Source organism: Natronococcus sp. JC468, from assembly GCF_012163165.1.
GTDB classification, from domain to species: domain Archaea; phylum Halobacteriota; class Halobacteria; order Halobacteriales; family Natrialbaceae; genus Natronococcus; species Natronococcus jeotgali.
This window is the reverse complement of sequence record NZ_JAAVUO010000018.1, coordinates 13,840-36,411: the sequence shown is the minus strand read 5'-3', so window position 1 is coordinate 36,411 and position 22,572 is coordinate 13,840. Positions and strand designations below refer to the sequence as shown.

The 22,572-nt window shown below is 58.0% G+C and carries 21 protein-coding genes; 10 read left to right on the top strand and 11 right to left on the bottom strand.

Annotated features, from left to right (window positions below; all coding sequences use genetic code 11):
- Positions 1 to 86: 86 nt before the first annotated feature.
- Positions 87 to 971 carry a hypothetical protein gene (locus tag GWG54_RS12060; protein WP_167938007.1) on the top strand — a complete coding sequence of 295 codons (885 nt, stop codon included), beginning with the start codon at positions 87 to 89 and terminating at the stop codon, positions 969 to 971.
- 367 nt (positions 972 to 1,338) lie between these two features.
- On the top strand, positions 1,339 to 2,574 hold the full coding sequence (locus GWG54_RS12055; RefSeq protein WP_167938006.1) for a Zn-dependent hydrolase: 1,236 nt from the start codon (positions 1,339 to 1,341) through the stop codon (positions 2,572 to 2,574).
- A gap of 8 nt (positions 2,575 to 2,582) precedes the next feature.
- Here the strand turns inward: GWG54_RS12055 and GWG54_RS12050 are convergent, their stop codons facing one another.
- Complete coding sequence (locus GWG54_RS12050; RefSeq protein WP_167938005.1) at positions 2,583 to 3,866, bottom strand: amidohydrolase; 1,284 nt, start codon at positions 3,864 to 3,866, stop codon at positions 2,583 to 2,585.
- 177 nt (positions 3,867 to 4,043) lie between these two features.
- Between GWG54_RS12050 and GWG54_RS12045 the strand changes: the two genes are divergently transcribed.
- A complete protein-coding gene (locus GWG54_RS12045) occupies positions 4,044 to 4,793 on the top strand; it encodes a DUF5058 family protein (protein ID WP_167938004.1) in 750 nt (249 codons plus the stop codon).
- A 1-nt stretch (position 4,794) separates the two neighbouring features.
- Positions 4,795 to 5,541: a hypothetical protein gene (locus tag GWG54_RS12040; RefSeq protein WP_167938003.1), complete on the top strand. Its 747-nt coding sequence runs from the start codon at positions 4,795 to 4,797 to the stop codon at positions 5,539 to 5,541.
- A gap of 1,599 nt (positions 5,542 to 7,140) precedes the next feature.
- Here the strand turns inward: GWG54_RS12040 and GWG54_RS12025 are convergent.
- The 6 genes from GWG54_RS12025 to GWG54_RS20860 form a co-directional block, all read right to left on the bottom strand.
- Positions 7,141 to 7,497 carry a calcium-binding protein gene (locus tag GWG54_RS12025; RefSeq protein ID WP_167938000.1) on the bottom strand — a complete coding sequence of 119 codons (357 nt, stop codon included), beginning with the start codon at positions 7,495 to 7,497 and terminating at the stop codon, positions 7,141 to 7,143.
- A gap of 169 nt (positions 7,498 to 7,666) precedes the next feature.
- The gene (locus tag GWG54_RS12020) at positions 7,667 to 8,161 is read right to left on the bottom strand and encodes a zinc ribbon domain-containing protein (protein ID WP_167937999.1); all 495 of its coding nucleotides are present in this window, start codon (positions 8,159 to 8,161) and stop codon (positions 7,667 to 7,669) included.
- Positions 8,158 to 8,517, bottom strand: a complete 360-nt coding sequence (locus GWG54_RS12015; protein WP_167937998.1) for a hypothetical protein — start codon at positions 8,515 to 8,517, stop codon at positions 8,158 to 8,160. Before GWG54_RS12015 ends, GWG54_RS12020 begins: the two co-directional genes overlap by 4 nt.
- Before the next feature lie 121 nt (positions 8,518 to 8,638).
- Positions 8,639 to 8,854, bottom strand: coding sequence for a hypothetical protein (locus GWG54_RS21280; RefSeq protein WP_312854283.1), 216 nt, complete (start codon positions 8,852 to 8,854; stop codon positions 8,639 to 8,641).
- A 317-nt stretch (positions 8,855 to 9,171) separates the two neighbouring features.
- Positions 9,172 to 9,492: a hypothetical protein gene (locus tag GWG54_RS12005; protein WP_167937997.1), complete on the bottom strand. Its 321-nt coding sequence runs from the start codon at positions 9,490 to 9,492 to the stop codon at positions 9,172 to 9,174.
- Positions 9,493 to 9,652: 160 nt separating this feature from the next.
- Positions 9,653 to 9,970 carry a hypothetical protein gene (locus GWG54_RS20860; RefSeq protein WP_312854282.1) on the bottom strand — a complete coding sequence of 106 codons (318 nt, stop codon included), beginning with the start codon at positions 9,968 to 9,970 and terminating at the stop codon, positions 9,653 to 9,655.
- 1,506 nt (positions 9,971 to 11,476) lie between these two features.
- On the opposite strand from GWG54_RS20860, the gene GWG54_RS11995 reads away from it, so the two are divergent.
- A complete protein-coding gene (locus GWG54_RS11995; RefSeq protein ID WP_167937996.1) occupies positions 11,477 to 11,782 on the top strand; it encodes a hypothetical protein in 306 nt (101 codons plus the stop codon).
- A gap of 399 nt (positions 11,783 to 12,181) precedes the next feature.
- Here the strand turns inward: GWG54_RS11995 and GWG54_RS11990 are convergent, their stop codons facing one another.
- Positions 12,182 to 13,408: a Cdc6/Cdc18 family protein gene (locus GWG54_RS11990; RefSeq protein WP_167937995.1), complete on the bottom strand. Its 1,227-nt coding sequence runs from the start codon at positions 13,406 to 13,408 to the stop codon at positions 12,182 to 12,184.
- Between the two features lie 943 nt (positions 13,409 to 14,351).
- On the opposite strand from GWG54_RS11990, the gene GWG54_RS11985 reads away from it, so the two are divergent.
- The gene (locus tag GWG54_RS11985) at positions 14,352 to 15,548 is read left to right on the top strand and encodes an orc1/cdc6 family replication initiation protein (protein ID WP_167937994.1); all 1,197 of its coding nucleotides are present in this window, start codon (positions 14,352 to 14,354) and stop codon (positions 15,546 to 15,548) included.
- A 770-nt stretch (positions 15,549 to 16,318) separates the two neighbouring features.
- Positions 16,319 to 17,071, top strand: coding sequence for a hypothetical protein (locus tag GWG54_RS11980; protein ID WP_245242797.1), 753 nt, complete (start codon positions 16,319 to 16,321; stop codon positions 17,069 to 17,071).
- A gap of 247 nt (positions 17,072 to 17,318) precedes the next feature.
- Here GWG54_RS11980 and GWG54_RS11975 read toward each other — a convergent pair whose 3' ends face one another.
- The 3 genes from GWG54_RS11975 to GWG54_RS11965 all read right to left on the bottom strand — a co-directional run bounded on the left by GWG54_RS11975 (position 17,319) and on the right by GWG54_RS11965 (position 19,256).
- Positions 17,319 to 17,975, bottom strand: coding sequence for a hypothetical protein (locus GWG54_RS11975; protein ID WP_167937993.1), 657 nt, complete (start codon positions 17,973 to 17,975; stop codon positions 17,319 to 17,321).
- Positions 17,976 to 18,008: 33 nt separating this feature from the next.
- Entirely contained in the window at positions 18,009 to 18,275 is a 267-nt protein-coding gene (locus GWG54_RS11970; protein WP_008424925.1) for a hypothetical protein, read from the bottom strand.
- Between the two features lie 756 nt (positions 18,276 to 19,031).
- Positions 19,032 to 19,256 (bottom strand): hypothetical protein, encoded by a 225-nt coding sequence (locus GWG54_RS11965; RefSeq protein ID WP_008424927.1) that lies wholly within the window; start codon positions 19,254 to 19,256, stop codon positions 19,032 to 19,034.
- A gap of 494 nt (positions 19,257 to 19,750) precedes the next feature.
- On the opposite strand from GWG54_RS11965, the gene GWG54_RS11960 reads away from it, so the two are divergent.
- The 3 genes from GWG54_RS11960 (at position 19,751) to GWG54_RS11950 (ending at position 22,532) form a co-directional block, all read left to right on the top strand.
- Positions 19,751 to 20,260 carry a hypothetical protein gene (locus GWG54_RS11960; RefSeq protein ID WP_167937992.1) on the top strand — a complete coding sequence of 170 codons (510 nt, stop codon included), beginning with the start codon at positions 19,751 to 19,753 and terminating at the stop codon, positions 20,258 to 20,260.
- 218 nt (positions 20,261 to 20,478) lie between these two features.
- Positions 20,479 to 21,714 carry an RNA-guided endonuclease TnpB family protein gene (locus GWG54_RS11955; protein WP_167937991.1) on the top strand — a complete coding sequence of 412 codons (1,236 nt, stop codon included), beginning with the start codon at positions 20,479 to 20,481 and terminating at the stop codon, positions 21,712 to 21,714.
- A gap of 89 nt (positions 21,715 to 21,803) precedes the next feature.
- Complete coding sequence (locus GWG54_RS11950) at positions 21,804 to 22,532, top strand: O-antigen ligase (protein ID WP_245242795.1); 729 nt, start codon at positions 21,804 to 21,806, stop codon at positions 22,530 to 22,532.
- Positions 22,533 to 22,572: the final 40 nt, after the last annotated feature.

The following is a 22,572-nucleotide window of genomic DNA, read 5'->3' as shown; positions in this document are numbered from 1 at the left end:
CTCCCACTACTCAATGAGCACGGAGCGCCTCGGAGAATCTGAGGCCGGTGTTCAAGGCACCGACCCCCGTGCTGGAGTAGCCAGCAATGTCGCATACGCCACCTACTACAGTAGATGTTTCGGACGGAGAGCACCGCGAGAACGCCACCCTCGAGAACCTCACACGAGCTATCGACGACCTCCGAGCGCAGAACGAACGGCTTGCCGATCGCGTGACAGAACTCGAGACGACCCTCGAGCGGACCGAACGCAGGGTCCAGTCCCTCGAGGAGGAGAACGAAACCCTGCAAAAGAGGGTCGACGAGGCGGAAGCGCTCACCGAGGCCACTAGAAACCGCACGGGCGCCAACAAGGACCGAATCGAGGAGCTCCAGGCGCGCGAACTCGAGAAGGGCGCCCATCTCCGAACCGATACCGTCGACGAACACGACCTCGAGCTCGAGACCGAGTACCTCGAGCGATTCACCAAGTCCGGCAGAACCTACTACCGCCTCCCGGGCACAGAGGACCCGCTCGATCGCACCGAGGCGACACTCGCCCACGGCGACCTGCTCCCGATCCAACAGCTCGCCAGACTCGACGAGGATATGCGTCGATCGACCACCAACGCCCTTCCCACGAGACTCGCCGCAAAGCTCTGGAAGGCGCACACCGAATCGACGGTTGGCGACGATCCCTGGGAGACGGGCTGCAAGAACATCCAAGCATACATCAACGCCGGCGACCTGAAACACTGGATCCGTCGCCAGGAGGACGGCATCAGCGACGCCTACGCCAAGAAGCTGGTCTCGAGGACGATCGACGCCGTCCTCGAGCTCTCGAAGAACCGCCTCGCGGTCCATAGGAAGACCCAGCGGAAGAACGGGCTCTCCTACACTGAACGACGGCTCGTCCTCCCGACGGACGCGGACATTCCTGGAACAACGACCGACAGTACACCGAAGACAGCCGACGTCCACGGCGAGAGATAGTCCCCATCCCAGCGAGGGCGCTTGAGGAGCACTCACACGCTCCCAACGCACCACCACCGCGACACGTCCACCTCGTACGCAGGGACGAGTAGCCGTCGGGCCGCCCTCGATCGGTCGTCGTCGGTCACCGCTCGAGACGCTTCCTGCACGATCCCCCGAGGACGCCAGCTGTCACCGGAGTCGATCGGGAATTCGAGAGCGTCGAGGACGGATCGACGACTCGAACTCGTCGGAACGCTCTCGAGTGCCCTGACGTCCGCGAACGTTCGTCTCGCTCGAACGCTCTCGCTCGGGACCGCGAGAGAGCGCTGATCGAACGACGGGTATCGCCCTCCCAATTTAATGTCCGAGAATGAGACCAGAGAGTATGGAATTCACGCTGACCGAGGATCGGTTCGTCGAAACGATGCGGACACAGGCGGAAATCGGTGGGACGGAAAACGGCGGTCTGCACCGCTTGGCGCTGTCTGACGCGGACAAGGAGGTGAGAGATTGGTTCTACGAACGGATGGAACGAGCGGGGTTAGACGTTCGAATCGACGAGTTTGGAAATATGTTCGGCCGTCGGGAGGGAACGAGAGATCTCGAGCCGGTGCTGGTCGGCTCGCATCTCGACTCCCAGCCCTACGGTGGTATCTACGACGGCGCGCTGGGGACGATCGCCGCCCTGGAGTTCGTTCGCGAACTCAATGACCGCAATATCGAAACCGAGCGTCCCGTCGAGATCGTCAACTGGACGAACGAGGAGGGATCGCGGTTCCAACCGACGCTACAGGGAAGCGGCGTCTGGGCCGGAACGCTCGATGTGGCGGAGCAGTACGCGGTGACCGACGAGGACGGCGTTACCGTCGAGGAAGCGCTCGAACGGATCGGCTACAAGGGGGATCACCCGGCGGAGCCGGCAACCGACTACGATTCGTACCTGGAACTGCACATCGAACAGGGGCCGTATCTCGAAAGCAACGGGAAAGACGTCGGCATCGTCACGGGCATCGTCGGCCTGACCTGGGGGGAGATCACGTTCTACGGGGAGGCGAACCACTCGGGGGCGACGCCGATACACCACCGCAGCGATGCGATGGTCGCGGCGGCCGACGTCGTGACGCAGGTCAGACGGATTCCGAGCACGCTCGGTGAGCGGACGGTCGGCACCGTCGGATCCGTCCAGGTACAGCCGGACTCGATCAACGTAATTCCGGGCGAGGTCTCGTTCACGTACGGCTTTCGCGATGCGAACGCCGAGACGATTCGGGAGGCCGAGAAACGCGTTCTACGGGAGGCCGAGGCTGCCGCCGAACGCGAGGGCGTAACGTTCGAGCACGAGGACCGCGCCAGTGCGGATCCGGTTTACTTCGACGACCGGTGCGTTGATGCCGTGCAGCAGGCGGCCGACGAACTACACTACGATTCTATGGAGGTGTTCAGCGGTGGCGTTCACGACGCGACTCACGCCAACGAAGTGTGCGACGCAGGAATGGTCTTCGCGGTGAGCGAGGACGGCAAGAGCCATACCGAAGCAGAGTACACCAGCTGGGAGGACTGCTACAGTGCGGCGAATACGTTGGCGAGAGCGGCGCTCAAACTCGCTACCGACGACGTGTGACCTTCGAGCTAGGCCAGCAGTTCGAGCACGGTGTTCGAGAGGACGGCGACGCCGATCGGAAGGCTGTCCTCGTCGACGTCGAACGTCGGCGTGTGGTGGCCGCCGGGATGATCGGTTCCGATACCGACGAACGCCCCCGTGCCGCCGTTCGATTTGACGGCCTGTAAGAGGTGTGTGAAGTCCTCGCTGGCCCCTAACGCGTCGCGCCGAACGATCGAGGAGACCTCGCTTCGATCCGCAGCGATTCGCGCAACGAGATCAACGACGCCCTCGTCGCTGTCCTCTCTCGGCGCATGCCCCTCGAGCGACGTCTCGACGGTACAGTCGTGCATTTCGGCGGCGGAGTCGAGAATTCGAACGGACGTATCGCGCATGTATTCCATCAGTTCGGTGGTTTCGCCGCGAACTTCGACGTCGACCGAAGCCCGATCGGCGATAACGTTCGAGGCGTTTTCAGAGCGGAGATTGCCGAGGTTCACGCGCGTGTTGCCACCCCCGTGCCTGGGGATTCCGTACAAGTTTTCGCCAGCAGCTACGAGCGCCTGGACCGCGTTTCGTCCCCGATTGGGCGCTAATCCGGCGTGTGCGGATTCGCCCTGGAACTCGACGTGGAACTTGCTCAGCGCGAGTGCGTCGTCGATACCCGCCACTACTTCACCCGTCGGGTGACCGAGACCGACGTGAACGCCGAGTAGATACTCGACGTCCTCGACGTGCGGACCGGCAGCCATCGGCTTCCCACCACCCAGAACCTCCTCGGCGGGCTGGAAAAAGACCTTGAACGTTCCCTCAAAATCGCTCTCGAGAACGGTTTTGAGCGTTCCCAGCCCGAACGTGATGTGAGAATCGTGCCCGCAGGCGTGCATCGCGCCGTCGTTTTCTGACCGGAACCCCTCGACGGCGGGCAGATGACCGTCGGCGGTCGCCTCCTCGATCGGAAGCGCGTCGATATCGACCCGAAGCCCGACGGTCGGCCCGGTACCGCGTTCGACGACTGCGACGACCCCCGTATTGCCGCCCCGGATTCGCTCGAGGACGTCGGATCGATCCGTCTTCGATTCCGCTCGCTCGAACCACCGCGAGAGTTCCGGTTCGTCGGGAACGCCTAAGCGCTCGGTAGGATCGATAGCGTCGGGACCGACGTGAATCTCGTCGACGTCCAGTCGCTCGAGCTCGTCGACGATCCGTGCAGTAGTTCGGAACTCGCGCCATGCGGGTTCGGGATATCGATGAAAATCACGTCGCAGCTCCACGAGATACTCGTTATCCGGTGTTGGAATATCTGATACCATGACACGCAGTTATCTGCTAGTGTATTTAAAACTACGAATGGACGCTCGCATTGGAGAATCGGGTGGAAATGGGGTGGACGTCCGTCTTCATAACGCTCTGATTGACGAGTTCAAAGTCCAGTTCTCTCCACCACAATCCAAAGAATAAAGTCGTTTGCAAGGTGGATTTTGGGTGGTATGGTACAACATACGGCGCTTCTGAGAAGCCTGCTCTATATGGACGTTGCAAACAGCGAATATATGTGGGCTGCTGCAGGTCTTGTTGTCCTGTTAGTAATCGCCCAGGCGGGTCTCTTCATGCGACGCGCCTACAGATCGGGAAAGCGGATGGGAATGTCCGAGGACCAGCTCAAAACGGGAGTGAGGGCCGGCATGATCTCGGCTGTCGGACCAGCGGTCGCAATCCTCATCGGGATGATGGCGCTGGTCGCGACGGTCGGGGGCGCGATCGCGTGGATGCGACTCTCCGCGATCGGTTCCGTGATGTTCGAACTTTCGGCGGCCGAACTTGGGACACAACAGTTAGGGTACTCTCTCGGTGACGAGGGGCTTACAGAGGTCGCGTACGCGAACGCAGTTTGGGTGATGACCTTCGGAGCGGTTGGTTGGCTCGTCGTCTCCGGGTTGTTCACCCCGCACATGGAAACGGTCAGACAACGGATCGGGAGCGGAAGAGAGGCACTGCTCCCGGTCATCAGTGCTGCAGCCATGCTTGGCGCGTTTGGGTATCTCGCTACCGGAGAGGTGATGTCCGGCAGCCCGTTTACGGCCTCCGTTGCTGTCGGTGGGCTCATGATGCTCGCACTGCTTCAAATTGCGGACAACAGAGATATTCAGTGGATCAGGGAGTGGGCTCTTGGAACCGCAATGATCGTCGGACTGTTCGCGGGCGTCGTCACGGAAGTGACGCTCGGAGGGTTATGGTAACATGGCTGGAAAACAGACGCAACAACGGTCTGAGAACCATGAGAAGGAAGAGGTCTACGAAGAGGAGTTCATTCCGTATATACACAAGTGGGGACGGAGAACGAACCTACTCGCTGTTGCGCTCTCGTTCGGACCGGCCTTGGTTCTACTTAGCGTGTACGGAATCCTGCCGCCGACGGGCGCCATTCTGGGCGGTTTCGTGTCCGTGATCGGTGCGTGGGGTGCGTTTTGGCTCGTCGAACCGATCTCCTACTATCCAGTACTTGGCGTCTCAGGAACGTATATGGCGTTTCTGTCGGGGAATATCTCGAATCTCCGGCTGCCGAGTTCTGCGGCAGCGCAGGAGGCTGCTGATGTCGAGATCGGCACGCCGGAGGGTGATATTATCTCTACGTTAGGTATCGCTGGATCGATATTCGTGAATATCTCGATTCTTACTGTCGGCGTTATTGGTCTCGTCTCCGTGTTTCAGGCGCTCCCGGGGCTGTGGCAAAACGCTCTCGAGAGTTATCTCGTCCCGGCGATATTCGGAGCGATTTTTGCGCAGTTCGGACGGGACTTCCCCAAAGTCGCAGCTATCGCCCTCGCTCTGGCTTTCGTGTCGAATCTGCTGTACGAATTCGGCTACTTCGCGCTCCTACCTGGTGACCCGATTTACGTGGTGATCATCGTCGCAGTCTTCGGTACGATGTTCATCTCGAAGTGGATGTGGGAACGAGGAATGATACGCGCGACGGACAGCTCGTAACCGCTGAGTTCGTACTCGCCGATAATATCGATGACTGGCGATTTTGAGGACAGTTTGCATTCGAGGCAGCCTCGAGTGCACCTGGGACGCTCGCTTTCTCCCTCACAGCTTCCATTCTTTGTGGGTGATCGGATCGATAACCTGCAGCCCTATCGTTTTCATCGCTCTTTCAGTTATATCACGCGTTAGCAGGCGGTATTCGAGTCAATATACTAGTGCCTGTTCATGGTGAGCACCCATCCGTCGGCGGGCTGTGAGCCCGCAGCGCGAGTTCGGTCAGACACAGCCGTGGCCTGCGCGGCGTAGGCAATTCGATCGTACCGAGACGGCCACCGACCAGCACTTCGGTCGCCCCGAGCGTTGGTGACCGGATTTGGCCAGGCGCACAGCCACGACAGAACAGTCGCGGGACGTCCCACTGTGTGGCGTCGGCACAGCGATACGCGTACGCGAATACAATGTCGGTCTCATGGAGCGGTGATCCACAGCCGATGCAGACGGCCGTGTCGGGTCTAGAGCCGACCGGGTGGCCGTGAAGGATCTGTGTCGGCGTTGCTGTGACGGTTGGCTCCTCGTGATGTTCGGCACGATACCGCCGGCAATTGTCAGCGGCCATCTTCATCCTCCGTGCTGTGGGCACTGAAACACGCAAAGCAGGGCAACTGGTCGCCGGTCGGACCGCTACACCAATTGTGGTCGCATATTTTTCTGCCGGTGCGTTTTTGACGGGTCGAGGTCGTAGTTGGCATTGCTTCTCGCCTCCCGAGAAGCGTGGTCCGGTGTTCCAAGCACCGGGCCACAGAGTTTCTGTAGGCATCACGCTTCTCATGTGGCTCTACTCTGGCCTCCTACTTAATAATTTGCTAAGCAAAATGCCAAGCTGTCTACTAAATAAATAGCTTAGCATATAGTGTAGTATTATGTTCTGCGAGGGCCGAACTGCTGCTAATGGTTAATCGGAACTACGTGCCAAATGAACGGGAAGAAACTATCCTCAATCTGTTCAAAGAAGGTAGAGAAACCGAAGAACCATGGGGTCGCGCAAATCCACAGTTCTTTCGTGAACAAACGGATCTCGACAAGGGACAAGTAGAGTATGCCCTTCGGAATCTTACTAATGCAGGTTGGATTCGGCGATTAAACAAGGGAGGATTATACGAATTTGTCGATGACCCACGCGAAGGGTAATCAACTCGACGGCCCAGTCGCTGATCTTTGGTCAAAGTTTCTTGTTCGCTGACCGCAACGCTCGCTGTGAACACTTCCAAAAATTTGGACGGTCTGTGACGCTGGCGGCCACGACAAGCCGTCTCGAGCAGCCGCTGCCAGACTCTGCTACTACTCGAGCGTGGCCACCCCCATCATGGCGTAGCGGAACGCGTCCAGGCAGTGGTCATCGGCAGTCGGCCCGCCGACGTGATCCGCCTTGTAGCCGTGAACCGCCTCGGGGTTAAGCCCCGAGGCACTTCACGCTCCAGGGATTTCAGCGGGGTTCTCATGGAGCTGCCTCTGCTGAGTGAATCGGTCCACGTCAGAACATATCTGAATTACCACCTCTGGACCCTGTACGACAATTCGGGTCACCGTAATCAAGCGGCTTTACTGATCCAACCAATAGTGCCAATCTGCGATCGCTTGCTCGGTCTCACCACTGGCTTCAACGGACTCCAGTTGACGCAGTGGTACGCCGAGTTCCCGATCCATCCACTCCACCGTCACGAACATCTGACTGAGCGTCGGCTCTGTCGGAGACATACCGACTACCCGTACCGTTTCACCCTTCTCCAGGGGCGACTCCTCGAGTTCCATGGCACATCGCGCTTCAAAGGGGAAGTCCATCGTGTCATCCAGATAGGCACACCAGCCCATCGCTTGCTCTTCTAGACTGTAGGTATCGACGATGATGTCCATCTCGATACGTTCCTCCCGTTCTTCGTCCTTGTCTGATGGCACCATGATCCACAGTAGGGTGCCTGAGAGTAAGACGTTCCGGGATGTCGGCATCTCGAACCCACCAACCGAGTCGGTATCGAGGTGGCTACCCGGTGTGTTCGTTGTCGGAGGCTCACCGAAACCGAGGATGAATACTGGCAAGGTCGTGTTGTCGATCCGCCAGTGTACTGCGCTATGGAAGTTCACAACCACAGTTCGGACAGAAATTTTCGTCGCCGTCCAGCAGCGAGAGGCAGTCGACACAGAGACGGTTGCTCGGCGAGGTGGCGATGTCCTCCAAGAAGTCCATCGCGGTCCGTGACGCGGCACCCGGCCTATAACCGTCTGCGTAGCCCGGAAGCGTCGAGGCCCACTGGACAGTTCCCTCGTCATCAACGACCGCGATGTTCCCAGCGACGTCAAGTTTTCCGTAGTGTTTAAACGCCTCTGAAGGAGTCTGGTCGATGGTCTGGTTCAGGTTCTGGTTGCGTTTGAGGTCACGCTCGTAGACTTCCTCGGGCGTCAGGGACCGTACTTCGCCGGGGAACTCTGTGAGAGGTCCGTGTTGTTCGTCGATTCGGTCGATCTCGACTGCGATGCCGTGCACGTCGTGAAGTGTTCCCAAGAGCCGGAGCGTGTGATCGTGCCACTCTCGGACATCCGCATCGGCGTAGTAGCGCAGGATCATGTGTCCGGTTCAGTCTTTTCTGCGGCCGCGATGCGATCTGAGAGACTTTGCGCGAGCCACTCGTTGGCGAGTTCGCTCGCATGATCGACGATCTCTTGATGGCTCATCCCCTCCATTTCGAAGGACTTGTAGACCTGCCATTGTTCCGCGCTTCGATTAAAGACAATCACGTACGTCCTCGCTTCCATCTCCAGTAAGAATGCTTCGATTTCGCTGGGTGTCGACCCTGGAAAACCCATGGCTCCGCGAATCTTCGAAGTATCGCTTTCGCCAATCTGCTTCACAATGTCGTCTGTAATGGGTTGGCTCGGGAGCGATGTGAGAAACGACGGTGATGTTTCTGAATCATCGGCCATATGTGGTGACTCACAGAGAGAGACCTTGAATCCGTGGACTCAATCGTGTCTTTCTGCTGTACCTTATCCCCTTCTCACTGCAAATAAAGAAATATGCTACACCGTCAACTCTGGGTACGTCTCAAGCGCGGCTAGATCCCCTCGAAGACGCGCCATCCAGGCCCGCGTAGGCCTTCTGCTTCTCGCCCGTGAGCTCGGTGGCCGCACTAAAGAGGGTTCGACACTCCTTCAGATTCACGTACTTGACGGCGGCGCGGGCGTGGCGGGCCGCGAACTCCCGACAGACGCGTCTCGTGGTGAGCGTTTTCCCGGTGTCGAGCGGGCCGTAAATCGACACCGTCGGCGGCAGGTAGCCCTCGTGGACGCCGTTGAGGATCGTCGCGAGCTTGCGCTCCTGGGCGTTGTGGGCGTGGCGAGCGGGCCAAGCCCGCCCTTGTCCCTGAACAGACTGTCATCGGGCGTCGTCTCGCCTAAGCGGTCGTCGTACGTGCTCATGCTCGGCGGAACTACGTGTGTCTGCGTGAGAGTCGCCCACGGAACGTACCGGTTCGGGACCAACGGCACGGTCGCTCGAACGCCGAGGCCCCGTTGGTGCCCGAGCTGGTCACCGCCTCGAGCCCTCACACACCGCGAGCGCCGCGCCGCAGGCGCCGTCTACGGATCGAGCGGGATCGTCCGCCTGCGCGTCGGGTCGGTCAGATACGGCTCGAGGTCGGCGGCGTCCTCGAGAACCACTACCCCGCGTTCGCGGTCATACTCGATCACGCCGTGGTCGGCCAGCCGCGGGAGGTGATCGTGGACCAGCCGCAGTTCGGCGCGCTCCCGGTCGAACTCGGCAGCACGATTTCGCCGCCGGGCGGCGAGCTGGTCGGCCAGGGTACCCACCGTGGCACGGCCATCGTTCTCGAGCAGTTCCGTCAGGACGTGCTGGCGATCGGTGTCGGCGAGAAGGGCGAACACCTCGTGGGTTTCCATACCTGTCCTCGGGAGGGGGCAGAAAAAAGGCACCTCCCAAAGCACGTGGGCGCTGTTGCATGAACGGTTCAGCTCGCGAACCCGCCGGGCGGCTGCCAGCACCGTACCGGCGACCGGCTCACACTCGCGATTTACCGTGGTGAGACGGATACCACGCCACTCACCCCGCGCGATCACACCCGGTGTGCCCACGGCGGTATGCTATCGTGCCCATCACGACGTAGCGAAGCGCGTCTAGGCAATGGTCGTCGGCAGTCGGCCCGCCGACGTGGTCTTCCTTATAGCCGTAGAACTCCCGGATGAGTTCCTGGCACCGCTCCGAGATCAACAGTCCGCCCGCGGGCTCGCCGGCCTGGCGAAACAGTATCAGCGCCTGCCGGGCGTCACCCCAGTGCCGGGCTACCTTGCGGACGCTGTATGTATGGATATCGTCGGGCACCGCACGGAAGGCGCGCTCGAGGCGGGGTTCGAGAATCACAGTCAGTGCCACGGGTGCACTACCGCTGGCAACTCGAGCTGATGGGCTGCTCGTACTGTGCGATTTCGCCGCACGGTTTCACCCGGTTCGAAATACAGCCAGGGTATACAGCGTAGTGGTAAATACAATTGTACGTAGATACTGCAATACCGATCGCCGGTAGTGTGGATGGCAAGAGAACGGAACTGATTGCTCACCGTAAACGGTCGGTTGGCATCTAACCATCCGACGGAGTCAATCAGTGAGAGCCTTGATGCCCTGATCAGTTCACCCCAACAGGGAACCATGATCGTGGTGCGTGTTCTTCCCTCATTTCTGTGGAGATATTCTTCCTCGAGAACGTGGAGTACTAAGAGATGAAACGACGGAGGAGGGATCGATCCATTCCGAAAAACCGTTATATATTGAGCGGAGACTAGTGAGATGTCAGTGCGGCTGTCCGAACTCAATCGTGGAGCGGATCACCGTCCCCTCACGAACCGCACTGATCTCGTACTCGTGGACAGTCAGGAGAGTCTTCTCTTAGAGCTCTCCTGTGCAATTCAGCGGTAGAGAAGTGAGACACAGCGTAAAAGCCGACAACTATAGCTGTGGGCGGATGTCAACCCGAATTGACGGCTTCTGGTCCTAACGAGCACGGTCGTTGAGAGCCAGCACCAGTGGGTGAACCGCCTCGAGGTCAAGTGGTTCAAGAGAGCAAAGCTCTCTCGTCATCAAGCGAAACCGCGGTTTCGCAGACATCGCGAATCTCTGATTTGCTCAGTCACGAAAGACGAAGTCTTCTGGACGCCCCGAGGCACTCAGCCTGCTCCGCCTGGAGAGCACTTCGCGAATATCCACCCATGTGCCTCGAGACTCGACCCTGAAGGTGAAAACTATCAACATAGATAAGAGCGTTAGCACCCGATTTATATACACCAAATTTACTAGGGAAAACAACAAAACCAATCGATGAGATAGTCGCTGCTATTGTACCCCTTCAGCGAATGTCAGGATTGTGGGTTCGTTCTTCGAGCAAAGAGTAGAGGTAATGCTCGTCCGAAACGGTGGAGTTCGTGTCCGTGCTGTGGCGGGACCGATTTCGAGCTCGTCACCTCTTAACATCCTCCTGCGCCTTCGTTCAAGAGCTTCGATGCAGCCCATCTGCGCTGGTCGAGGTTGTCACGAACCTGATGGTGAGTCAGGATGCTGGCCTCGAATATTCGGACGAGATGCATCGAGACCCCTCCAGACAACTGATCCGGAACGGTGAAACACGTCTCGTCCCCCAACCTCATTCGGCCAGTAGCTCTCAGGGAGCAGTGCCCATCACGCTGGTCGCTGATCGCCGAATACCTGGTACAGCTGATGTCCGATCTATAACGGCGCTTGTCGGCCACCGGCTGTGACGACCGAAACCAGTACCTCGAGAACGGAGTCGGCTCACGGCTATCCCCCAGGAACGCCGCCCGGTCGCTGGTTGCAGGAGCCCTGACATTCTTCTTCCCAGGGGTGGAGTCACCGGTCATGTACGACGAGACGCCAGCGCGGACCTACAACCTGCCATCGCCGGTCGATCTCCAGGCGATGCTTGCATCCCTAGGGATCGATCATCTTGTCGTTGATCCGATGCGGCTGTTCGTCATCTTCCGAAGTGCCGTACTCGATCTCACGGTCCGACAGGGAGATCTGGAGGCCGCAGACGTGGTCACGCTCGCGGTCCTCGATGGACCACCCCGATCAATGGAGACCGGGGTCGCCCTCCGGAAACGGTTGCTGGAACAGCTGGCACCCTCGACAGGAACGGACTGGATCGACGACGCCGGTCGTTGAGCGGAACGCGGCGCCACCCGGTAGCGGTCTCTGTCATCGGATAGGTCGTGGTTCGCTCGTTGACCAACCACACAGCGGGTAGTAGCCTTGAGTAGACAGCAGTTCCGTGAGCATACGAGACATGTTAGATTGCTGTCCCCGTCCTCGGTTCGGCTCGAGCGCGATCCGAGGCATCCACTGAATCGGTTGCGAGCCGTTGCTCCTCGCTCAGGGGTAGGCCTTCCTATTGTCGTCGGACTCGAGATGTGTTCCTCTCCTTGCGAACGCCCAAGTGTCCGTGGCCGTAACACCACGGTGCTAGTCGCGCGCTCGAGTGTATCGGTGCGGGCGGAATGGGGATCTCCCCGATAGTCAGGCTGATCGAGCACGGTGTTGCCAATCTCGAGGTCAACGTGCAGCTCATTCTTCGTCAGCAACGATCATCCCGAGATACGTCGACTCGGTCGCATAATCTGCCATTGTATCCCGAACCCACTGTGGCTCGAACGTCGTCTTGATCTGTTTCTGCCGTCCCTCACGCCCCTTCGATTCGATCCAGGTCTCGATGAGTCCCATTGTTTCGAGATCGATCAGGAGCGTACGGATCGTCCGTTCACTGAGATGGAACTCCTCGGGATACGCGTCTTTGGAGATGGAATCTTGTACCTCCGCTGTCGCGACGGGCTGTCTGATCTCACCACCCCGTTTCCAGCCAGTAATTCCAGTGAGCACTAGGAAGTGGTTGAACGGCAGGTCCAGCAGCGTCTCCATCGTCGCTTCCCGGTCAGTCGCCTCGAGATTTTTCTCGAGACAGTCTTTCGTCACTTCCTCGAGCCCTCGCTCGCTCGCGGTTTCGCCGGCCTGCCGGAAGAGCGTCAGTGTCTTCCGGGCGTCGCCCCACCGGCGGGCCGCCTCCCGAATTCCGTACTCGAACGCGTCCGCAGGTACTGCCCCGTCACGGAACGCTCGCTCGACGCGGGGCTCGAGGATCGCCGCCAGTTCCTCCTCGCCGTATGGTGGGAAGAAGACGGCGTCATCGCTCATCGTACTCTCGACGCGGCTATCCAGTCGCAGATCGACCTCCAGCAGTTCGTTGCTCAGCAGCCAGACCGAGAGGTTGATCCCACGGGCGAGTTTCCCCTCCCCGCGCAGGAGCCGGTAGAAAAAGTCGCTGGGGTCGTAGTTCGTATCCTGCTGGATGTGATCGATCTCATCGAGCAACAGGACCGTCCACTTAGGGTACTCCTCGAATGCCGTCCAAATCTCCTCGAAGACGCCGTCCAGCCCCGCGTAGGCGCCTTTCTTCTCGCCGCTAAGTTCGTAGTAGATCTCGTTGGCCGCGCTAAACAGCGTTCGACACTCCTTCAGGTTGACGTACTCGACGGCGACCGACTCGTTCCGGGTGGCGAACTCCCGACAGACCCGTCTCGTGGTGAGGGTCTTCCCGGTGCCCGGCGGGCCGTAGATCGAGACCGTCGGCGGCAGATAGCCGTCGCGGACGCCATTAAGAATCGTGGCGAGTTCGCGTTCCTGGCTATCGCGGGCGACGATCTTCCGTGCTTCGGGGAGCGGGTCGAGCGCACCCTTGTCAGTAAAGAGGCTCTCGCCCGGCGCCGTCTCGTCGAAGAGGTCGTCATATTTGGTCATGTTCCAGCGGAACTACGTGTAATGCGTTTGAGTGACGTGAAGGATAACGGTTCGGGGGAGACAGCGAGGTCAAAAAAGGACCAAATCCTGAGGAGGCATCAATTCGTGTTACGCGAAGAGCGGGACTCAAGAACCACACCTCGAGTACTCTCTGCGACGACTTCACGACGCGGGCTGGATCCGAACGACAGTCACGGGCTCAACGGGTTCGTCGAGGCTCATCGCGAAATTTGACTGTATTTTTACATCTCGAGACGTACACTAAAGCCCACATATCTCATCAACAGTTGTGAGAACGCCCGGCGTGCACGCGCTGCACAGTTGGCGTACCATTCTCGGTCCGTGCCCGGAACACTCCGATCGCCGTTTCGGAAGCATCGATCCCGTATCCAGAGAGTGAGAGTGGATTTCGTGTGCTTTCGGTTCGGATATCGGGTTAGCAGCAGTCAGTTTCAAGAATGTAGCCGAGACACGGAGGGTTGCGAAAGCAGACGAAGCAAACGAACGCCGGTTTGAAATAGCACAGATGACTACGTGACAATGCGCTGGCTGAGTCGTCAAAGCACACGAAATCTACACTCTTGATACTCAATTCAATCGTGACAATCACTGTACTCCGCGACGAGCGACGTCAAGCGAATAGAGCGAAACGCGCAGGTCAAATGCGCCGATAAACGTTGTGAACCTGTCACGAAGAGCTATTACGAGAACCAGAATGACGATCGTGAGTCGTTATCCGAGTATACGGAATTTCGTGTGCTTCGAGCGGTCGTCCTGTAGAGCTAGAAGAAAGAGAGAGTGGATTTCGTGTGCTTTCTATCTCAGATCCCGGCTAAAACCGGACACACTGCGGAATAACGATGAATCGGCGGAAGAGGCGAGAGCATACGAAGCAAACGAAAGGTGGTTTTAAGTAGTAGCGATAACGAAGTGTAGCCAAGGAATGTCCTCGCCGTTTAGCGATATTACGGACACAATTTTCGACAAGAAGTCGGTTCTAAGTGAGAGCTATCAACCCGAACAAATCCTCGAGCGAGAGAAAGAAATCGACGCGTTCAGTCACGCCTTGCAAGACGTCTTGTTCGGCCGCGAACCTGAGAACGTGTTTCTCTATGGGAAGGCAGGCCTCGGGAAAACAGCGGTGGCGAAGTACATGATGAACGAACTTCAGAGGGAGATAGAAACGCGAGAGAAAGCGGACGAACTCCACGTTCACGAATACAACTGCAACGGAAAGACACTGTTTATGATCGTTCGGCAGCTGGTAAACGATCTGCTTCCACCGAACGCGAGTTCGTTTCCGAAACGCGGTCTCGGAACCGGTGACGCGTTCGACGAACTCTACCGGCAACTCGATCGGCACGGCGGAACTCATCTTGTCGTCTTCGATGAAATCGATCACTTGGACGAAGCCGATACATTGTTATACGAATTCCCGCGAGCACGGTCAAACGGACATATTACGAATGCGATGGTTGGTATCATCGGTATTAGTAACAACTACACGTTTCGTCAGTCCCTTTCGTCCAAGGTGAAGGATACGCTGATGGAGGCGGAGATTTCGTTTAGTCCGTACGACGCCGGAGAACTCCAAACGATTCTCTACGATCGGGCTGAGCAAGCGTTCGTTGAGGGCGCGTGCGATAGCTCTGCAGTCGCGAAGGCTGCTGCGCTCTCGGCACAAGATATGGGGAACGCGCGGCAGGCGATCGATCTCCTTCGCGTCGGTGGTGAGGTTGCACAGCGGAAGGACGACGATACCGTAACCGACACACACGTCGAAGAAGCTCGGAATCTAGTCCAACGCGGACGGCTGCAGGACAAGATCCATGACCAAACCGAGCACGCCCAGTATATTCTGGAAACGATCGCGAAGTTAGATCAGCGTGGAGAGGTTCCCGCTCGATCGAAGACGATTCAGACCGGCTACGAGCAGGTTGCGGATGCCTACGGCACCTCCCCGCTAACAACGTTGAAAAGTATTCAAGACCACCTTTCCGATCTCTACATGCTCGGCTTTCTGGTTCGGCACGAACGAAACAAGGGCCTCAGTGGTGGGCAGTACTACGAGTACGAGCTCGATCTCGATCCGATGATCGTCCTTGAGACTCGAGAAACGATCGAGCAGCCACCTGAATAGAAAGCACACGAAATCTACTCTCTTCCACTCTGCGATGAAATCGGAGCACACGAAATCTACTCTCTTTCACTCTGCGATGAAATCGGAGCACACGAAATCTACTCTCTTTCACTCTACGATGAAATCGGAGCACACGAAATCTACTCTCTTTCACTCTACGATGAAATCGGAGCACACGAAATCCACACTCCATTGGCGACCCAGCGACAACCAGATTGCTGATTAAATTCCCGGCCGGCTCTCGAGGATGTCCTCACGGAACTCTGCGAGCGACGAGCAGACAACGACCACCTCGCTAATCGTGTGAGTCAACTACCCCGCCCTAACCGCCTACGGCGGTTTGAGGACGAGGCTTGCGTGCGGTTTCTCGGCATGGGACTCATACCGACGAAACTCGCTTGTGGCGCAGGGCCAGACGCCAGAGGCAATTTAATTAGCCGTGACCTCCACTCTACCCCCGCGATCTCGGTCACGGGCGACGGAGAGGCATATGGCGTCACGTTTGCTTCGTTGGTCCGGCTTTCGGGGCCGGTTGACTGCGACCCATCCATGCCGAGAAACGCACCGTGGCCTCGCTGGCACGCCAGCCCTCACGGACTGTCTGTGGCCCGTCATGGACAGTCGGACGTTCTCCGCGGGTGGTTGTAAATATTGGCACGTGCTCCTCCCCTCCCTACTCGCTCCCTCCGGTCGCTCCTTGATGAAGGGGACTCCGCGCGACCACGAAGTTGAACTCGAGAGCCATGTCGACAACCTCGAGAGCGAACAGGATGAACTGGCCGGCGACTCGATCGCCACGAGTCAACGATCAACGAGAAGGGCTCAACCCTCGAGGCCCTCGGGACAACGACCGACGAACTCGCAGCGATCACGAAGCAACCAGAAACCGTACGGGCGCGAACAAGACCCGCATCGAGGAACTCCAATCACGCGAACTCGAGAAGGGAGCCCACCTTCGCGAGACCAACGTCGACGAACACGACCTCGAACTCGACACCGACTACCTCGAACGGCTCACGAAGGCCGACGGACAGACTTACTACCGGACCCCCGATGCAGACGACCCACTTGATCGTACCGACACCACACTCGCCCACGGTGGTCTCCTGCCAATTCAACAACTTACCCGGCTCGACGAGGACATGCGCCGCTCGACAACGAATTCCCTCCCGACCCGACTCGCCGCAAAACTGTGGAAGGCACGGACCGATTCGACGGTCGGCGATAACCCCTGGAAGAACGGCTGCAAGTCGGTCCGTGAGTACGTAAAAGCCAGCGATCTCAAACACTGGATTCGCCGCCAGGAGGAGGGCATCAGCGAGGCCTACGCCAAAAAACTCGTCTCACGCACGATCGACGCGGTCCTCGAGCTCTCGAAACACCGCCTCGCGGTCAGCAAGCAGACCGAGCGAAAGAACGGGCTCTCCTACACGGAGTGCCGACTCCTCGTGCCGTCCGATGCTGCACTCCCTGGTGAGACAGCCGCGAGTTCGGAGACAGCTGGCGTCCACGGAGAAAGCTGACCACGGACCCAACATACTGCTCGAGAGAGCGTTCTCTCTCCCACGAATCCCATCTCCCACGCACGAAGTGGTTGTTCGAACGGGTCGGTTACTGTGGGGTCTCTCGCTTGCTCGGTCGTCGTCGGTTCAGACTCGAGACGGGCGGGGCTGGTGTGTCCGAGGACACCAGCTGTCCCCAGACCCCCTGCAGCCAACGATGTCGAGCGACGATCCGCCCGACAGTTGCCGACAGTACGGGGCTTCGCTGCTACAGTCCATCGAGTGCGTCATCCCACATCTCGACGTGCGCCTCGTATCGGATGGTCGCAACGTCATCGAGTGTGATCCACTCCTCGTCGTCGGGCTCGGTATCGGATGGATTCAGATTTTCTGTAGCGAGACGCTTCATATGGGTATCCTCGAGTGTCTCCGCGACAGCCATAGCAACGGTGTCCCCATTGAGATAGGAACCGAGCCACGTCTCGAGAGCGACACCGAGTTCCTCTTCGGAAAACTGTCGATACCCATGATACACCGTGTACAGTTCACCGAAAAACAGCTGAAGCTGCTCGGCTCGTTCGCTGGCCTCCGCTTCTGTTTCCTCGTCAGGGTCTTCATCACGGTTGAAATCTATAACCCACTGAAGGTATTGTCGTTGCCGTTTCTTCTGGAACTCCAGAAGGGTCGTATGGAGCTCATACACTGCGTGTTGTCGAACCTGTATCGCGACTCGATTGCGCTCGGTAAACGCCTGGTCCACCATCCGATAACGATGTTTCGGGCAGGTCTCCCAAAGCGCCTCGAGCCAGTCGTCCCTGTTGTCGGCTGCTGCCTTCAGAAACACCTCGAGACGCTCGTCGGGCGACAGTTCCTCGAGGAGGTCACGCTGGTCCTCGAGATCGCGCTCGAGCCGACGCTTCGTCATCGGGACCACCTCTCAAGTGCTCGCAGAGACTGCTTAGTCATTGGACCGTGCCTCCTTGGCGGCTTCCAGTAACTCGAGATCTGACTGCATCTCGTCGATATCCGTATCCTTCATCAGCAGGCGATACTGGCCCGCAAGCGACCCAAGCGTTCGCGTCCACTTGATCGCGAGTTCTTGGTTCTCCTTCGAGTCCAGGTCCATTTCCTCGAGATGAGTATCAATGAACTGGATTCGCTCTGAGAGCGTCTCGAGGATCTGTTCGCGCTCAGTGTCCTCATCGGAGGTGCTCGAGAACGTCATAGCGACCCCCTCTTTAGAGCGGAGTAGACTGGCTGCGCAGGGCTGTGACTGAGGCGAGATACGGACGCGCCATTGGTTGTAGACTGTGAAATAAATTGATAGTACATCTTCAGCGGAGACTATTGCCGCAATCAAAATAAGGGCTGGTATATTGGAGGGTGAAAGTAAAATAATACGACTATTAGAGCTAAAGCGAGGTCGAGGGTTCTCAAGTGACCTCCTCGAGATCTATCACTCGAGAGATAGCGGACGCTACCCGCTCTGGAATCGCTTGTGTTGGCTATGATTCGATCCGAATCCACCGCTTATGCGACGACTCAAGTTCGAGGTCGGAAGGGCCGTTGAGAACGGTCTCGCTGCTCGGGGATCATACTCGAGCACATCGGAATCTCCACTGAAAAGAGGTGATCACCACTGAAACTTTCTCAGTCAACTAGTCTAATTTGCACAGATTGTCCTAACAGATAATTATTAGTAGTATGGGCGACTACCCGTAGATGGGTGGATGCACTCGGACCCTCCGACGGCGCCATCCGACGAGCGTCCGATGCTCCGACCCGTCTCGAGAGGGGACTCACGATCCAGGCTGATCTCTCCCCTCTTTCCCCCCCCCTACCCGCCCCTTCATTCATACCCGTTCTTAGCGAAACCGAATCGATGAGACTCACCCTCCGCGGACCACCGCTTTGGCTCTCGTCTCCTATCGAGTGACCGACCCGGAGTATGGGGAGTCTCACAACGTCAGCCATAGGAATGTCAATCCCGGCCGCTTTCTGTCTCCTGTTCGTCCGTATCAGCCGCTTGTTCGTCCTCGGCCGAAGAATCCTGAGGGAGCTCGGTATCGGATTCCTGGTCAGTAGCTACCGCTTCGTCGCCCACGGAGTCGTCTCCTCGAGCGAGCAGTGCTGGATACCTCATCCAGATCACTCCGATGACCATAATCACAATACCGAGTAGCGCGAGTAGTGGATCCTCTATCATGTCCCACAGACCATATTTCGTATGACTTGCCTCTGATTCTAGTACTCGTCTTCCGGGTAGCTATCAACGTGCAAACAATCTGTCGAGAACAGGTGGTATATCAGTTGCTATCTATGATACCGTTTTCAGACTGATCTAGAATATACTTATTTGAGTTGCAACCAAAGACGTAGCAGAGTGACCCAGCCGATTCCGACTCAGTGTCCTGAGTGTGGCGCCATGGAGATCCGTGTCTCGAAAATTCCACCATACGATCACGACCGCGGTGATGGGTGGGTAACGCGTGCGGACTGCAAAGTCTGTGACGAGTACGTCAACTGGTTCGATTGAGACCCTGCGAGCCGGCTACACCACTCTGAGGTCACTCTTCGCATCCCATCTGGCGCTCTTGAGAACTGATCTAGTCGACACTCTATTCTATATCAACAGGTACTGATCAAAATTCATATCTCATATCTATAAATGCATGGACAGTACTATATCTCGAGAACACAATGGATCTCCAACGGCGGCTTCGGGAACCGATACGAAACAGCTCACCACTGCCGTATGCGTTCCCGGTTCTTGCGATACTCCCGATTCTCAGCAGCTTCTTGGTCTCGAGTTGGCTCGTCTCCCAGACGGTCGGCTACCTCCTGACGGGATCCGTAATCATAGTGATCGTCGCATGTGGCCTCCTCCACCCCGGACTTCGGTTGCAACTCGCTCCGGGCTTTCTTGTCCTGTTTGGAGGGTACTGGGTCGGACTGGTCGTTCACTACTTCGCAACGACTCACTCGGAAGTCCTCCAGTATATCCTCGTGACACCGCCGACGGTCATCGCAACCGTGATCGTCCTCCCAGCGCTGATTGACGACCGGCGACAGGCGTTTACGATGGAGGTGACCGTCGTCGCCGTGTTGCTCACCCTGGTCGGACTCGGGATGCTCTGGCAGTGCTCTGGCAGGATGCTCAGACGAGCGAGTCACTCTATCTTTAAACAGCGAGAGAATCCCGCCCTTTAGCGCGGGCGTGAATCGCGTCACCCGATTCCACAGCCGCCGTTAATCGGCCGAACTGGATTCCATACGTTCGTCGATGCACTCTCTTACAAGGCTCGACAGGTTGATGTGATTCTCCCGGATCCATTCGTCCTGTTCCTCTCTGATTGTGACGTTTCTTCGTTCCACAGGCTCCCTACACCATCGGAACACATAAGTGTTCATAGTGTGTATCGTGTGGTATGGCAGAGGAGGTGACGAAAACACTCGAGGCGACGCTTGTACCACCGACACAGGGGAAAGCGGTGCGTCTCCGTCGCCTTCTCTCCACCTACCGCGAGGCGTTGCAGGATGCGTTCGACTCCGGTGCCGATACGATGAACGGTGTCTCCGACGTAGTAACGCCGTTCGACCTACCCTATCAGGCGAAGGCTGCACTGTGTAGCTACGTCCCGAAGCTCCGGAAAACGTACAACGCCCGCGAACTTGATGACGAACACCCGCTTCGGCTCACGAACCAAGCCGCGAAGTTCGATTGGGACGAATCTCGGCACCACGAGATTTGCTGGAACGTTCCTCTGCCGGGCTACGGCACGAACTTCTGGATACCGCTCCGAGTCAACCCCGAACAAGAATCGCTGTGGCACGATCTTCTCAACGAGGACGCGAAGGCCGGACAGATTCGGCTTCAGCAGAACCGGAATAGCTGGGTGTTGCACGTCACCGTCACGTACTCGGTTGAAGGCCCCGAGACGGACGACGACGAGACGTACATCGGCTTTGATATTGGCGAATCAGCGTTGATTACGGGCTGTGCCCTCAAGCGCAACACGCCGACGAAGCCGATGCTCGAAACTGGCAGTCGTGCCCGGCAGCTCCGCAAGGAGATGTTTACGACGCTCAAGCGTCTCCAAGAGCGTGACGCCGCAGAGTGGCGAATCGACGAGCGTTTCGACCACTACCAGAACGCCCTTACGGATATCGTCGAGAAAGCGTCTCGAGAAGCCGTTGAGTACGCTAAGTCCTTCGAAGACCCAGCAATCGTACTCGAGGACCTGTCGTACATCCGTGAGAATCTGGACTACGGGAAGTTCATGAACCGACGCTTGCATGCGTGGGCGTTCGCCCGTCTTCAGGGCCGAATCGAAGACAAGGCCACCGAAGCCGGTATTCCGGTCCGGTTCGTGAATCCACGCTACACGTCCCAGACGTGCCACGAGTGCAGTCACATCGGTCGCCGGAGTCAGCAAGCGGAGTTCAAGTGTACGAACGACGACTGCCACGTAACGGAGTTCCACGCAGATATCAACGCGGCGGCGAACATCGCCAGTCGCGTAGATCCGTGGGGAGAGAGCGTTCCTTGGGAACCGGAACGCGATGACTCGCCTCGGAATGGGAGCGCCAGTGACAGCGCCACAGTCCACCGCGAGACGAGCGAGCAATCCTCGCAGATGACGCTCGCGGCCTACTCGGACTGAAACCTACGGCACAGCCGGAATCCCACTGTCGTGGGAAGCCCCGCCGTTTACGGCGGGGAGGATGTCACGCGTATGTCGGGGGGACTGTGTTGGGTATCGATGGTATTCGGACGGTCTCGATCTTTCACAACCCGAATACCTACGGGTTCGTCATGATGGTCGGGAGCCTGACTGCACTGTATACCGCCCTCATTCGCCGTCGTCCGGCCTGGATCGGAGCGCTTGGACTCTGTCTCCTCGGCCTTTTCCTGAGCGACGGAACGACCTCTCTCGTCGGATTTGTCGTTGGAGCGATCCTCGTCCTGTCGGGAACCGATCGGCGACTTGGCTTTGTCGGCGTTGCAATCGCGCTTCTCGGTGGCTACGTTGCGATCCGCCTCGGCCATGTTACCACTGTAATGGAGGGGACTCTGATGATCCGTGTCCACAGCTGGGTTGCCTCACTCGAGCGCCTCGCCGCGGATCCCCTGCTCGGTATCGGATTTGCTGATACGGCTGCCCAGATCGGTGAGACGTACGGCCCGCACAACTCCTATCTGTATCCGCCCTTGAGTACTGGACTCCTTGCCGGGAGTCTCTACCTCGGAGCGCTTGCTTACGCCCTCGGTCAGGGTCTCCGAAAATCCTGGACCCCCTGGAACGCCTTCGTCGTTGGGCTCTCGATAGCGATGTTTGTCTACATGTGCTTCGAATCGCTCTTCTTGGGCGGTCTCAGCGTCTCGTCGATCGTGCTGGGGCTCTGTCTCGGGTTACTGCTGTATTCCTCAGCGGCAGACGGTCAGGTCGAGGGCCTCTCCGCAAAGTTTGATATCCGGTAGGCAGCGTTCTCTCGAGAGCCCGTCCTACAGTATTGCTTTG

Coding starts and splice junctions, on each gene's coding strand:
- GWG54_RS12050 (WP_167938005.1), bottom strand. CDS start 3,866: ATGGTATCAGATATTCCAACACCGGATAACGAGTATCTCGTGGAGCTG.
- GWG54_RS12025 (WP_167938000.1), bottom strand. CDS start 7,497: ATGGTGCCATCAGACAAGGACGAAGAACGGGAGGAACGTATCGAGATG.
- GWG54_RS12015 (WP_167937998.1), bottom strand. CDS start 8,517: ATGGCCGATGATTCAGAAACATCACCGTCGTTTCTCACATCGCTCCCG.
- GWG54_RS12045 (WP_167938004.1), top strand. CDS start 4,044: ATGGTACAACATACGGCGCTTCTGAGAAGCCTGCTCTATATGGACGTT.
- GWG54_RS11965 (WP_008424927.1), bottom strand. CDS start 19,256: ATGATAGAGGATCCACTACTCGCGCTACTCGGTATTGTGATTATGGTC.
- GWG54_RS11980 (WP_245242797.1), top strand. CDS start 16,319: ATGAACTGGCCGGCGACTCGATCGCCACGAGTCAACGATCAACGAGAA.
- GWG54_RS12055 (WP_167938006.1), top strand. CDS start 1,339: ATGGAATTCACGCTGACCGAGGATCGGTTCGTCGAAACGATGCGGACA.
- GWG54_RS11995 (WP_167937996.1), top strand. CDS start 11,477: ATGTACGACGAGACGCCAGCGCGGACCTACAACCTGCCATCGCCGGTC.
- GWG54_RS12040 (WP_167938003.1), top strand. CDS start 4,795: ATGGCTGGAAAACAGACGCAACAACGGTCTGAGAACCATGAGAAGGAA.
- GWG54_RS11955 (WP_167937991.1), top strand. CDS start 20,479: ATGGCAGAGGAGGTGACGAAAACACTCGAGGCGACGCTTGTACCACCG.
- GWG54_RS11970 (WP_008424925.1), bottom strand. CDS start 18,275: ATGACGTTCTCGAGCACCTCCGATGAGGACACTGAGCGCGAACAGATC.
- GWG54_RS11975 (WP_167937993.1), bottom strand. CDS start 17,975: ATGACGAAGCGTCGGCTCGAGCGCGATCTCGAGGACCAGCGTGACCTC.
- GWG54_RS11985 (WP_167937994.1), top strand. CDS start 14,352: ATGTCCTCGCCGTTTAGCGATATTACGGACACAATTTTCGACAAGAAG.
- GWG54_RS12060 (WP_167938007.1), top strand. CDS start 87: ATGTCGCATACGCCACCTACTACAGTAGATGTTTCGGACGGAGAGCAC.
- GWG54_RS11990 (WP_167937995.1), bottom strand. CDS start 13,408: ATGACCAAATATGACGACCTCTTCGACGAGACGGCGCCGGGCGAGAGC.
- GWG54_RS11960 (WP_167937992.1), top strand. CDS start 19,751: ATGGATCTCCAACGGCGGCTTCGGGAACCGATACGAAACAGCTCACCA.
- GWG54_RS12005 (WP_167937997.1), bottom strand. CDS start 9,492: ATGGAAACCCACGAGGTGTTCGCCCTTCTCGCCGACACCGATCGCCAG.
- GWG54_RS12020 (WP_167937999.1), bottom strand. CDS start 8,161: ATGATCCTGCGCTACTACGCCGATGCGGATGTCCGAGAGTGGCACGAT.